13 protein-coding genes are annotated in these 12,494 nt (G+C 55.2%); 5 read left to right on the top strand and 8 right to left on the bottom strand.

Going from position 1 to position 12,494, the window contains the following annotated elements; all coding sequences use genetic code 11:
* Positions 1–514 precede the first annotated feature (514 nt).
* Positions 515–1,012 carry a hypothetical protein gene (locus tag BCCGELA001_RS37575; protein ID WP_144441569.1) on the top strand — a complete coding sequence of 166 codons (498 nt, stop codon included), beginning with the start codon at positions 515–517 and terminating at the stop codon, positions 1,010–1,012.
* 412 nt (positions 1,013–1,424) lie between these two features.
* Here the strand turns inward: BCCGELA001_RS37575 and BCCGELA001_RS39085 are convergent, their stop codons facing one another.
* The 4 genes from BCCGELA001_RS39085 to BCCGELA001_RS30215 all read right to left on the bottom strand — a co-directional run bounded on the left by BCCGELA001_RS39085 (position 1,425) and on the right by BCCGELA001_RS30215 (position 4,826).
* Positions 1,425–1,616, bottom strand: a complete 192-nt coding sequence (locus tag BCCGELA001_RS39085) for a hypothetical protein (RefSeq protein WP_008545174.1) — start codon at positions 1,614–1,616, stop codon at positions 1,425–1,427.
* A gap of 386 nt (positions 1,617–2,002) precedes the next feature.
* A complete protein-coding gene (locus BCCGELA001_RS39080; RefSeq protein WP_335339444.1) occupies positions 2,003–2,161 on the bottom strand; it encodes a DUF6527 family protein in 159 nt (52 codons plus the stop codon).
* A 200-nt stretch (positions 2,162–2,361) separates the two neighbouring features.
* Positions 2,362–3,753, bottom strand: coding sequence for a ThiF family adenylyltransferase (locus BCCGELA001_RS30220; protein WP_008545173.1), 1,392 nt, complete (start codon positions 3,751–3,753; stop codon positions 2,362–2,364).
* A complete protein-coding gene (locus BCCGELA001_RS30215) occupies positions 3,750–4,826 on the bottom strand; it encodes a multiubiquitin domain-containing protein (protein ID WP_060736967.1) in 1,077 nt (358 codons plus the stop codon). The genes BCCGELA001_RS30220 and BCCGELA001_RS30215 overlap by 4 nt, the downstream gene beginning before the upstream one ends.
* Positions 4,827–4,963: 137 nt before the next feature.
* Here BCCGELA001_RS30215 and BCCGELA001_RS30210 point away from each other — a divergent pair, with 137 nt between their 5' ends.
* Positions 4,964–6,187 carry a DUF2130 domain-containing protein gene (locus BCCGELA001_RS30210; protein WP_158511653.1) on the top strand — a complete coding sequence of 408 codons (1,224 nt, stop codon included), beginning with the start codon at positions 4,964–4,966 and terminating at the stop codon, positions 6,185–6,187.
* 4 nt (positions 6,188–6,191) lie between these two features.
* Positions 6,192–7,142 (top strand): ParB/RepB/Spo0J family partition protein, encoded by a 951-nt coding sequence (locus tag BCCGELA001_RS30205; RefSeq protein WP_008545165.1) that lies wholly within the window; start codon positions 6,192–6,194, stop codon positions 7,140–7,142.
* 210 nt (positions 7,143–7,352) lie between these two features.
* Here BCCGELA001_RS30205 and BCCGELA001_RS37570 read toward each other — a convergent pair whose 3' ends face one another.
* A complete protein-coding gene (locus BCCGELA001_RS37570; protein ID WP_144441568.1) occupies positions 7,353–7,649 on the bottom strand; it encodes a hypothetical protein in 297 nt (98 codons plus the stop codon).
* Positions 7,650–7,732: 83 nt separating this feature from the next.
* On the opposite strand from BCCGELA001_RS37570, the gene BCCGELA001_RS39330 reads away from it, so the two are divergent.
* Positions 7,733–7,864: a hypothetical protein gene (locus BCCGELA001_RS39330; RefSeq protein ID WP_257721922.1), complete on the top strand. Its 132-nt coding sequence runs from the start codon at positions 7,733–7,735 to the stop codon at positions 7,862–7,864.
* A gap of 174 nt (positions 7,865–8,038) precedes the next feature.
* Here the strand turns inward: BCCGELA001_RS39330 and BCCGELA001_RS30200 are convergent, their stop codons facing one another.
* Together BCCGELA001_RS30200 and BCCGELA001_RS30190 are read right to left on the bottom strand one after the other, a co-directional pair.
* Positions 8,039–8,704: a hypothetical protein gene (locus BCCGELA001_RS30200; protein WP_144441567.1), complete on the bottom strand. Its 666-nt coding sequence runs from the start codon at positions 8,702–8,704 to the stop codon at positions 8,039–8,041.
* Positions 8,705–8,909: 205 nt separating this feature from the next.
* Entirely contained in the window at positions 8,910–9,623 is a 714-nt protein-coding gene (locus BCCGELA001_RS30190; RefSeq protein WP_008545158.1) for a hypothetical protein, read from the bottom strand.
* A gap of 837 nt (positions 9,624–10,460) precedes the next feature.
* On the opposite strand from BCCGELA001_RS30190, the gene BCCGELA001_RS30185 reads away from it, so the two are divergent.
* On the top strand, positions 10,461–11,321 hold the full coding sequence (locus BCCGELA001_RS30185; RefSeq protein ID WP_144441566.1) for a hypothetical protein: 861 nt from the start codon (positions 10,461–10,463) through the stop codon (positions 11,319–11,321).
* A gap of 673 nt (positions 11,322–11,994) precedes the next feature.
* Here BCCGELA001_RS30185 and BCCGELA001_RS30175 read toward each other — a convergent pair.
* Positions 11,995–12,300 (bottom strand): hypothetical protein, encoded by a 306-nt coding sequence (locus tag BCCGELA001_RS30175; protein ID WP_008545151.1) that lies wholly within the window; start codon positions 12,298–12,300, stop codon positions 11,995–11,997.
* Between the last annotated feature and the right edge of the window lie 194 nt (positions 12,301–12,494).

Here is a 12,494-nt window from a genome sequence, read left to right as displayed (position 1 = left end):
GATCGAGGCTGTTCGAAAGAATAATGCCTCAGATACGCTTCAAGGGTTTCCGGAGTTAAAAGCTCGGAATTTCAACCCTTCAACGTGCGGGATGACGGCCGTGTGCGGCAACTGCGTGCATCCCAACGACTGCGCAAATAGGGGAGAGTGTCTCGACACAGTCAATGCTCGCGCTTCGTCGCCCCTCCGTCGAATATATGACGCCAGTTCAAGCAAAGGCATGCACATCTGCGCTGGAAGAGGGAAAGTCGCAGCGTGTTATTACCGGCATTGCGGGCGCCATCGTCTCCTACAAGAAGCTGCACAAACACATCGCTGCGCATCCAATCTGGGGCGCATGGATGGTGGCTTTAATTCAGCGCAATTTCAAATGGGCCGATAGGCGGAAGGGACACATGGCGGGCCGAACCGTTTGCAAACATGGGCACGACTTGTCGGTGCACAGCAAAACTTATTTGCAACGAGACGGCCGTTTGGGACCCACACACCTAAACCGGAGGTGGTTGCCGGGGTTATGGTCGCGATCAATAGCGGGCAGAGGGTGAGTTCTTTCACGCAGAAAGTTAAGCGCCCCGAGACCTTCATTTGTGACTTCCGACAATTAAGAGCGGTACGTCGGCTTCATCCCGAGCTGGAGCGGAAGATTATCGCAAACATGAAACTGCCGATCATACGGGTATCATCACCAAGCATCATTCGAACCAACGTCCGCACCCCGACGCTCACCGGCACGGTTGCAGCATCAGCCGATCCCTTCTACACACTTGCAGATCAAACAACTGCACGAAGCTTGCCACCCCATATCCGTAGGAGCGCTGTAAACTTACTCGCGGCGGCTTTGTGGCTGGGCGAGGTAAGGCCAGAGAACGTTGCAGCAGCAGCAAAAACCTTCGCAGATGCAGCTTGGAAGGAGGACAGCGTCGATGAGCGCTTGGTTTCGTTGGATGCGCCTGCCTTTCGCGACGGGGAAACGCCATTGGTGGAAAGGCTCAGCGTAGGCCTCTGGTCGTAAGCGTTCTCGCCCGTGCCCGGCGCGGCGAAGCCTGGAGATCCGCTTGGGTGACGCAAATTAAACCCCGAGTGACAAAACGTCGGGATTGGATGCTTGCCACCGCTTACGCGGCTTCGCAGACATCCAGCTATAGCCGACATGAGGGGCGACGTCGCGAGGACCATTCGGTCGAGAACCTCGCGTCCGAGGGTTGTCACTCCTCAGTTTGGGTCTGAGCGACGGACGAGCGTCTCCAACTCGTCATGGATACTAATGCGCACCGGAGCGGTCCGTGTCCGGCAGGAAATCTCAGTGGCATGTGAGGTGCAGGACTCAAGGGGATCCCAATCGGCAACCAAAGCCTATAGTCCTCGCGCGGGGGCTCGAAAAAATGGGCTGGGAAGCATGAAGCAGCCCAGCCCCAACCGAAAGATCAAGCGGCTTTCCGGGCCTTGCCGATGCCGCCGGTCTTGGCTGCTTGGCTGAAGTGCTCGTCCAGCTCGCCTGCGCGGACTGCCCCAATCAGCGCATCGATGACGGCCGGCAGCTTGTCCCTGGAGCCTACCACGATGCCGGCCTTACCCTTCTCAAACTCAATAGGCTTCGAGCCGAACTTAACTGACATGACCACTTGGCCAGACGCATCCGTCTTCCACCAGGGCCGGACGGCTTGCTGTTTAGTCGTGGCCTGACGCTCGCCGTTGACCTTAGTCCAGCGCTGGACGGTCCGGACGTGGTTGGGTCGGCGAGGAGCAGCTTTTGCTCCTCCAGCTTGGTGATGAACTTGGTCCGGCGTATCTGGACCGGATCGTTGGCAGCCTTGGGCAGTGCAGTGAAGGAGAGTGACTTGAGGATCGGCATCCGGGTTCTCCGTTGTTGGATAAACCCGTCCGATCCTAACGCGATGCAAAGCATTGTACATGCTAGCTGCGGAGCAAAGACTATCGCCTGCGGCCTATAATCATCCGGCCAAGCCTAAAAGCTAAATCGAGGTAATGGCTACGCGCAGAATTATTCGCACCACTGTACGCGACCACCTTTTAGCCAGAAATGCGAACGGCAGCCGCGCTGTACCCAAACCGACGGCTTCAGCGACGGACGCTGTTTTACATCGATGGAAACATCCCAACGAGGCTTCGCTTCGGGAACGACTAGCAACTCAATTGTCATGCCACAGCCGCAAGGGCAGCGCATTCCGACGCACCAGTCCTCACCGTCATCGCGAGCTAGGACGAGATCGGGCCTGGGCATCATAGCTGGCAGGCTATCGCCTTGTATGATTTGAATACGCCGCTCTGGTCCGAAACCATCCCACTTCTTGCGGGTCCAGCGCCAGGCGGCGTCCAACGATTCAAGTGCTGATCTAAACATCACGCTGCCGCATTTCTTGATCGTTTGAGCGCCGGTAACCCCAACATTGGTTCGAGGTCGCCACGTGCCAAGAGAGTGTTGTCGCCGCGCTTGAATTGCTCTTCGGAGCTGTACTCTTCCTCGCAGGCCGCGAGGCTGAATTCCGTGCGGGCGTAGTTCTCATTTGCATCGAGGCGAAATGGATACGCCCGAGCGATGTACTCGTTCACAGCTGCCGCGGCCGCGCGCATATTGAGAGTGATGACCGCGGGGGCTTCCTCAACAAGACCCTTGATGTAGCCGGCCTGTACTTCCTCCTGATGTTGATCAGGAGCGGTCCGGAGCAGGTATTCTGCGCGCACACGTGCAGGAGAATACACGTTGCGGTCCAAGAGAGTAGAACCACCTGGAAAGACATAATCGATGCGGCCACACGCATCGGCGATAGCAATCGTGTTACCGCTCTTGCGCGTCGGGATAACCACCCCGACGTCAATCATCGGCATGAGAAATGCCGCACCCATCATGTCCGCGATCTGCCGAGCCTCCAAAGTATCCACGCAGCTAAACAAGACATCGCCCATAGCCGCGGTCTCCACGGCCTCCCGTGTTGTCACCGACGCGGGTAGCGGGACTGCGATACCGGGCCCGCGATATGACGCGATCGCGCCGGCGAACATGTCGACCTTGAGAAGTTTGTGGTCGGCGTCGACAAGACGGGCGTTCAAAATTCGGTTCAAATTCTTCCGCTCGATCTTGTCGAAATCAATAAGAATGACCCGGCCGAAACCCAACCGCGCGAGCTGTTCGGCGACAATCGAGCCGGTGCCCGACACGCCAACGACGACTGCGGTTAGGCGGCTGAGTTCGGTTGTCATCGCGGCCGTGAATGTTAAAGGCCGCGAGGCCCGTCCTTCACCATTCGCCCACCAGTAGCTGATGTTATGATGAGCCATGGTCACGAGGTCTAGGTCACGCGCCACCATGTCCGGTGAGTAGATGCGTGCGCGCACCGCGCCGCCCGGCACCATCACCGCTGAGCCATGGGCGGAGCCGAAAGCCTGAAATAGCGAGGGCATAACCCGGGCGTCGCTCTCATCGTCAGCATCTGAAAACGCAAACAAGCCACCGGGATGCGAGTGCATCGCAATGATAGTGTAGCCCTGCGCCTCAGCGACATCGACTGCGGTTTCGAGGAATTCGCCCGGCCAGATGATCGCGTCGGCAGTTCGCTTGCGGCACGCATTGTGCGGAACGGGAATGAACGTGTGGCTCAAGAGGCGGCTTCGGTTACCCGGAGCGCGTGAGCAAAGCATAAGTCCGGCGGCTTCAAGGCCGTCGCCGGGGAAAAGATGGGCCTGCGCCTCGGCGTGGAGGGCGGCGGTCAACGTGAAGGTGTTGGCCGGGATCATTGGCCGGATTCCTTCGCCATCGCTTCGTCGACCAGCGTAAGCTGGGTAGCGACATTGTCCTTCGCTGGGTTCCAGACGACGGCTCCACGATTGCGGGACCAGCCATGGAACTCCTGGCCGCGAATCGTGCCGCGTAACTGCGTGTTCGGGATCGCGCCGCCTGAAGCCAAAGCAAGCGGCGGAAAGGCGTAGAATCCATACAGTGCCGCCTGGGGGTAGGTCGGCGGAATTTCCAGCGCGAGCAAGGTGAGCTTCGTCGTGAAGCCGTCGGGCACCGGATAGTTGTGGATGAGCAGCCAGCGTCGCTCATCGGCTTCGATGATCGTCTCCCAGCGGAGACCGAGGCGGTTGAGATGCTCCTCATCCGCATCGAGAAGGTCGAAAGCCCGCGTCGGCGCGGCCGCCTCGCCGTTGCCGACATGGTCCGGGGTAAGCCGCAACTTTTCGATGCCGGGCTGGGTCAGATCAACCGTGTCGTTCAGCGCCACCGAGCGCTTCGGCTGGCCGCGCACCTTCAGGAAGATCAGCCACCCCGCGTTGGGGTCGAAGCCCGCATCGACCAGCGCATTACGCACCACGATCGAAGGTGCGTCCGAGATCACCGGGACGCCTTGCACGTTCAGTTCCCACTGGCGCTTACGTGACTTGAAGGTCTCGACACCGGGATGGCCAAGATCGACCAGCTCATCACGGCCGATGACCTTGCCGCGCTCATCCTCCCGATCGAGGAGTAGGTCGCGATCATCGGGGATCTGGCCAAGCTTGCGGACCGTGCCGCCGGAAATGACGCGCACCGGCCAGTCGAAGCGCTCGGCATCCACCGTGAAGCGGTACGAACGATCGCTCTCGACGATGACAAAGCGTTCCTCGTCCGTGGTCAGGACCACGGATTCGGTCGGGCGAAGGTCCTCCAGCTCCCCGTTGGGGAGGATGTGAAGAACCGTGGCCTGCTGGGCAGGCTGGAACCCGGCCGCCATCGCCAACTGCTGGCCAGTCGGCGTCTTATCATCGACTTCACCGCGATGGAACTTGAGGTCCGCACCACTATAGGAGAAAAAGCGTTTAGTTATCATGTACTTAGCTCCTTCAGTTGTATCTGATCGGGTTCCGGAGTAGAACTTCAGAAAGCTCCCGAGTCGTCCCACTTTACAGACTGGAAGCTTTAGGACAAAATAGGACCTAGTTTTCATTTGTCAAGAGGGTGATGTCTATGGCGACCCAACCAGCCTTCAGCCCCCCCACCGCTCCGCACATCCACGTCAGCGGCCAGACTTGTCCCTACTGCCAGCAAGAAATTCCGAACGAACGCGTCGCGGAAATCCGCGAGCGCTACGAGGCTGATCAACAGCGTCAGGAAAAAGAATTTACCGCCCGGCTGGAGGCACAGGTCAGTTCGATCCGAATCCAGTTTGACGAAGCAAGGAAGGCTGCCATCGCTACCCTGAACGAACAGCACGCAGCGGCCATTGCGCAACATAAGGCCGAGTCCCTGCTTCAGCAGGAGGCGGCGCGGGAAGCAGGCAAGAAACTCGCCGATGCGGCGCTTCAGCAGCAAATCGAGTTGCTGACTGCTGCGCAGACTGCCTCAGCCGAACGGGCGCAGGAGGCAGAGCAAAAACGTCTCGAGGCTGCGAACGAGCTTGCCACGCTAAAGGCGCAGCAAGAAGCCACGATCAAGTTGCGCACTGATGAAGTCCGCACCGCGATGGAGGCGCAAAAGGTCGAAGACATCAATGCGGTGAATGCAAAGAATGCGGCGGAAGCGAAAGTTCTCAATGATAAGATCGCGGCGCTCCAGAAGCTTGTCGACGCGGAAGAAGCCGACGGCGCCGACCTCAAAGTGCTTGAACTCCTAAAGAAGGCCTATCCGAAAGATGACTTCCGAGTAGTAGTCAAGAGCACCGGTGCGGATGTTGTCCATACCGTAAAAAGTAATGCGAAGGCCTGCGGCATTATTGTCTACGATACGCGAAGCCGCGATATTTGGAATCCAAAGTTCGCATCCAATCTGCACCAAGACATGGTGACCGAAAAAGCGAACCACGCGGTCCTCGTGACCAGTAAGCTCCAGAAGGGCGCAGGTCACGTCCAAATTTGCGAGGGCGTAGTATGCGTTAAGCCGACCTGCGTTCTAGCAATAGCTGGCATCCTGCGTAACGAAATTGTCCGTAGTCACGGTCAGCGGCTAAGTGCCGAGGGGCGCGAGCGGAAAACCGAGCAACTTTACACTCTCATAACTTCTGATGGCTTCACGAAGCTACTTGAATCCATGGAAGGTACTGACGAGAAGTTGCTGAAACTCGAAGAAGACGAGCAAAAAGCGCACAAGGCGATGTGGAGCAAGCGAGGCTCGCTTATCAAGTCTCAGCAAAGAAACCACGCCAAAATGCGCGAGCAGATTGAAGCAATCATTGAATCCTGCAGCGACGAATAAGCGTATGAACAAGCCTGAAACTACCCCCCCTCGTGTTGTCGGCACTCAAGAACGTCCCCTCGGAGGAACTGTCCTGCGGACCTACCGCAGAAAGATCGATATTGATTATGTCGTTCCCAATCCAAGGCAGCCACGTCTCGGCCCCAAGGAGGACGAGGAGCTTCAGCGCCAGATCGTGGACAACAAGGGGATTTTTGAGCCGCTACTCGTTGAGCCGCATCCGGAGATCGAGGGAAAATTCCGGATCATCGATGGCGAACGACGATGGGAGAATTCAAAAGTTCTTGTCGATCAAGGAAAGTCCGAGTTTCGCGAGATACCGATCGAGGTGACGGATCGGGTTCTCAGCGAAGAGGACCGGCTTCGTGTCTGGATTTACATCCATAGGCAAAGAAAAGAATGGGATGCGCGAGAAAAAGAAATGGTTGCTTACCGTCTCATAGAATTAGTCGGACGAGCAAGCGCAGCCAATATATTAGGTATATCGTTTCGTGAGCTCGATAAGCTTATCGAAGTTTTTGATATCGCCAAGCGATTTAACAAAGAAGGTCTAAAAGATTTAAACGCTAGCATCGCTTGGGCGCGCGAGCTCTATGGCGTGAGCAAGAAGCTCCTTGTGCCAACAGTGATTGATGCAGTCGTCGATAAGGTCGCCAGAAAGCGCATTACCAATTCTAAAGACCTCCGCAAGTTGAGGGCAATTCTGCCGGACCCCGTTGCGAAAGCGCACTTCCTTACCCGCGACGGAGATATCGAATCGGCGATGCTGCGGATCGGCAGTAGTACGCAAGGGCAGACAGGGCTCTCTGGTGACCTTTCCGCCGTTGTTGAATCTATGAAGCGAGTCCCATGGACGGCTTTGGCGGAAATGAAGAATGACCCCGATATCCTGAAGAAAATCGATGAAGCTTCGGCTCTTCTTCGAACTTTGCGCCAGTCCATCACATCGAGCTGACCAAACTCCTTGCCTTCATGTCCAGTGTATCAATGTAAGGACTGAGCACGTTTGGTTGCGGGGCATCGAGCAACGGCATTGAGTTGATTATAGAATAACCTTCTATCATCAGTGCTCCCAAGTCCCTGACCCGTGGGCGCTTTCATGGCCGGCCCGAATGATCTCGTCCCGGCCTGATTACAATTCCGCTTTTCCCGCCGTTTCGTCGGTTCAAAAGGCAAGCGGATCGGGGCCAGCAGGCATATAAGGCGCTGTCACCTCAACATTGCCAATTGTCGGTCCCAAACGCTCCGACCGTGTCAGGATACGGCGACAAATATTTGACCAGCTTTGCTTTGGTTTGATTGATTGCCGTTGATGGAAGGACTCGGTCTTCAAATTTGTCCGCGAGGAGGCGTTCGATTCCGGCATGCCGGCCAAAGTCGTTGCTTGAAAGCCTTCAATATCGGTTCTGATCAAGTCAAAGGAAGTGATCATCAAAACTAATGATCTAGTTTGCAACTGCATCCAGCATGCGCCGAAAGCATCGCTGTATTCTCGGCGTCTCACCGTAAAATGCTCTTTTTGGAGCGCTTGGCTATGAGGCCCTGATGGACACCAATTACTGCCACACGACGCTTCAGATCCTCACCATCGCAGGTGCGATCTACACCTACATCATCCAGCGCTTTGAGCGTAAGGGCGACGAGACGGCTAGCTACATCCCCTCAGACTTGAGCTAATTCGGGCCAAATCTGCGCCAGAATGCGCGAAGCTCAACAAGACGCCCTGGGATCGCTCCTAGCGTCTGTAATCCCGTTCTATGACCGACCACTGGATAAATCCTCGGGTCATAATCGACAGCCTACCGAGGCGGCCTGAAGCTACTATGAGCCCTCGTCCTTCTAGTCTTGCGCCTACTTGTCTTGTGCCTGCTTGTCTTTGATGCGCTTGTACTTAAACCGGTAGTACGCGATCTGTGCATCCTGCCAGAGCAAGAACGGCGTGCCTATTGCCGTGGGGAATACCCACAAAAGGAAAACAACGATTTGACATAGGACGACACGCCCCATCACTTCATCAAATGTTATCCCGCGCGCGTAGCTGTCTAAAAGGCCAAACGTACCCATGGCGGGGATCGAAACACCCACAGCCGCGCTCCAAACGCCCGGATACCCTCGACCAATAAAGCGATAGATAGCCATGTTCCACAGCAAGACTTGGAAGAAGGTGATGCCAAGCAACGCTGGCGATACGAGGTTGATCTTTCCATCGGGGTAAAACGAGTGCGTGTGAAAGATGAGATCGAGCCCGGTGAGAAGTATCGGTTGCTGAAGCAGCACGATATGAATGAGCGGGATTGAAAAAGCAATCAGGAGAATAACCCTCGTTACTATCAAATAGGTGATTGCGGCAGCGCGCAGAACTTTATGCTCCACCCGCGTGAGACCAAGAAGGGTCTTTTTCTTGCCAAGCGCACGATAGACACACTGTCGCAGTTGATCCTTTCCACCGAGATGAACTGGAACATCATCACGGATACCATGCCGATGGTAGCGAAGTACATCAGCACGACTACGCAATAGATGAGACCTTGAAGCTTCTCGACGCTGTTGATGGTGAACGAGATGCCCGCGTATGAGACCTTATCGAGCTGCAACTCAATTGCACCCGCAGCAATACCGAGCACCCAAACCAAATAGATTCGACGAAGCTACTTATCGAGAAACTCGCTCGTCGTTTTGCGTGCGTCGTCATCCAAACGTGGTTTGACGGCCATTCTACCCCCTACGCTTCAGGTACTTTCGGCATCGAGTACATACCGGCAAAAACTCGCATGCCTTGCGCCGCTATGGTGGCAACGAGGACATAGATGCACAGCAGGACACTCGCGCCCAGAGAAAATGTCGGATGCCGCAAAATAGAAACTATCCCCGCGATCTCGATGATTATCAAGAACACGAATATACCCATTATCCAAAGCAGCATGCTCAGCCCGATTATGATCAAGTGCACCTTCTGCCACTTCGAAAGATTTCGGGTTTGCAACTCTGTAGGCATAAATCGGACGCCGAGACCATAGCGGAGCTTGAGCGCACGCAGCACCCCGACATTGCCAGCAGCTTGTTTCTCCACATACAGAGTCATTGCTTCAGTAACTCTGCCTTGCTCAACCGATGGCACCATGGTGTAGAACTGGACACTGGGGAGTATGAACAACAGTATTTCGCGAAATGCTCTCGCCTTCTCAGACAATCCGAGCACCGAAACCGACATGTCCGGGGAGAGCAACGCTATCAGCAGAAAGAAAGACATAGTCAGTGAGACGATCGAAAGCTTCTGCGCGCGCCCGTCCAGCAAGTCGCGCCGCTTCTCAAGCCAATCCATGAACTTTTCAGTAAAGACTGTCTCGCGGAGCTTGGTGTTATTGAGAGCCTCTCTAAACTGCTGGTTCTCCAGATCTCGCTGCTCGCCCCATTTGAACTTAGCTTGTTCCCCCATAGCCCTTTATACCCTTCAGTAGCATGATGCTCTTGGGTTTCTACCTCTCTATGCAGAACGTAGTCAGTCCGTCTTTCAGTGAGAGTAGAGCCTACCCTTGGAGGTTGCAGCAACAAAGACTGGAAAGAGATTTTAAGCGGCGCGAAATCGAAAAATGCTGAGTGACCTGAGCGAACTAGTCGCGCTGTTCTTGCAGGTGCAGCGGACAGCACGATGCTGGTCTCCCACAGCCCCACAAGCTTGACCCTTTCGGGTTCGGGCCATTCAACAATCTTTCAAAGTGCACCGTCTCGCATCCCCATCAAGTCGCCAGTCGTCAGGGCCGACGACGTTGCTGGCGATTACGGGGGACACGAGCGTATTAAGGTGGTGATGAAAAACAGTAGAACGCTCGGGGTCAGCAAGCGCGACGTACCCGCCCTCACCATCAGAGCATTACCGTCCACTAGAGCACGTTAGTTTGTGATACCCTCCGGGCCATGACCCTCCTCCACTCTCTGGCCGACCGCCGCCATATGAACGGTTTAGTTGTCCTTCCACGTGCTCGGTGCTGAAGTCATCCGGTGTCAATTCACCTACTTCCTGCGGATCAATGCAGGCGTGACCCCGACTGTTCTACTCTCTTTCAAAGACCACCCGTACCTACCTGACAAGTTTTCCGAGCTTACGTGGTAATGGCTCGCTACAATCGTTTTTCCTCACTAAAACACAAATGCCCGCACCGTACAGGCGGGCGAGCATTTGTGTGCTAGCGAGCGCCTGTACACTCACGAACATCCCTATTGTCTCACAGGTAGCGATTCGGGCAAGATGCACGCTACTTCTGGGGTGGGGATAATGACGCTAGATACCTATTTGGGGCTCTTTGGCGCCGCGACTGGCCTACTTGGGCTCTTCTTGGCCTATTACTTCTACAAAAAATCCGTACGTACAAAGGTGCTCGCAATAGCGTACACGGACCCTATCCCGCGCATGGTTACATTTGGAAAGCAGGAGGTGGTGTACGAGGGTGTGCTTATGCGCGCGCTTTCGACGGTCTATCTTCTATTATGGAATCGCGGCACCGCACCGATCGAAGCGAGTGACTTTCTGTCGCCCGTCTCAATCACCGCATCGAAGCAGGTTCTCAACTTGCGAGTCCACGACAAGGACGCGGCAGCTGACGTAACCTTGAATGAAGATGCGCGGACGCTCACTATTAGTCTTCTTCGGCCAGGAGAGGCTGTGACTCTCATCGCTGAGGTGACGAGTGAGAACTACACCCCAGACATCAAGGTGGAGATGAAATCCGCCGATATGAGCACGTTTATAGCTGGCATACATTCGGTCTATCCGCCGCTTGTTGCCGTTCTTACTTTCTTTATTCTCTTCTCGGTGGAGTTCGCGGTCCTAAAGGACATAATTCCAGAACCTGGGCCGACACCAACCTATTTCCCTTTCAAGGAAGATCCAGGCGCCCTCGTCTTCGTTGCGACAGCACTCCTCGGCATGTTTGTAGGTGTTGCTGCCCTCTCGATTGTGCCAGCCATTTGCAGTTTCATTGCACAGAAGCTGACTAAAGCCGTTTTGGCTAGAACGGTCACACCGGTAGCGTGGCGCTTTTCCAAGCTCAAGGTTTCTGCAGTCACGATGCGAACGCGCCTAAAGCAATTCCGCAAATTTATCGATGCCGAGTACAAGAAAATTGAGCCAAACTAATGGATTGCCCAGAGTTGAACTGGGATCGCCCTAACCAAGTCACCAGACTATGATTTCACGGATTTGCACCGTGGCAGGGGATCGAACTCCTGTTGGCTAGTTGCTTCGAACGTGTATCGAAAACGACGACGTGCCCCCCAATCCTTTGTCAATTATCTCGTGCGAACGTTGTTCAACAGCTCTCAAATGGGAATAACCCATGGCTCTGCCAAAACTGTTCCTGGACACGTTAGAACGCTATCTTGAACCGACTGCGTGCACTAAGGACGCCACCCCTCTTACTCTGCAAAAGTGCTTAAACAAGCGACCTCCGTGGGTACAACGCGTGGGCCGTGACGCCCGAAACTATCCAATGTATGTTACGACTGAAGAAGGGCGCCGCGTTTTGCAAGAGGATCAGAACACAAGGTCGACATAGGCCCTCACCTGTGCGCCCCACCGTTGATTGAGGCGCCCACTGAAGGTCACCCTGATGATTTCTGCTTTAGATAAGCTTCTTCATTGCCATAGATGTCGCGCTCCTTAGCCTCTTTCATGCAGTCACCCGAGCAGTAGTACCGGACTGTCTTCATGAGATACATCGGGCATATCAGGCATTGCTGGTTGCCACGTATGTCTGCCTCCGCCAACCCATGCACGATAAACTTCGGCCGAAAGCGTCGAGCATCCATACCTAAAAAGGGATATCGTTTTCTTCCTCTTGCCCGACGAGTGGTTGGCTAAGCTTAGAAGAGTCCTTCAGGCTATTGCCGCTATTGAAGTTCTGGCGAAGCTCCCATTCCTCTGCTGACTGCATCGTCTTCAGAATGAACTCCGGCAGAGCCTCGATCACTTCCCTTGGTGCGGTGTTGATGTCGATAAGGCGGGTGCTGTTGAACAGTTTCGGCGCTTCCATACCCTTAGGCAATGGAAATGCGCTTTGGATGTTTGCGTAGGTTTGGCGCGCGCCAACCTTGATCATCGACGAGGGGGCGGGCATTCCTTGAGAATGCGGCGAATGCGGTCGGGAAAGACAGGCAAGTTGAGGCGTGTGACAGATGAACGTGTCTTGCTCGACGCGCGCGATGGCCTACTTGTTCAGTCATCGGGCGCTTCTTCTGACCGAGACCTCCAACGTTTTCGTCTTCGCAACGGTCTGCTTCACCATCGTCATTACGCGGCAAGAGAACGCGA

It is taken from the genome of Bradyrhizobium sp. CCGE-LA001, assembly GCF_000296215.2.
Taxonomy (GTDB): Bacteria; Pseudomonadota; Alphaproteobacteria; order Rhizobiales; family Xanthobacteraceae; genus Bradyrhizobium.
This window is presented reverse-complemented; position numbering and strand designations above follow the sequence as displayed.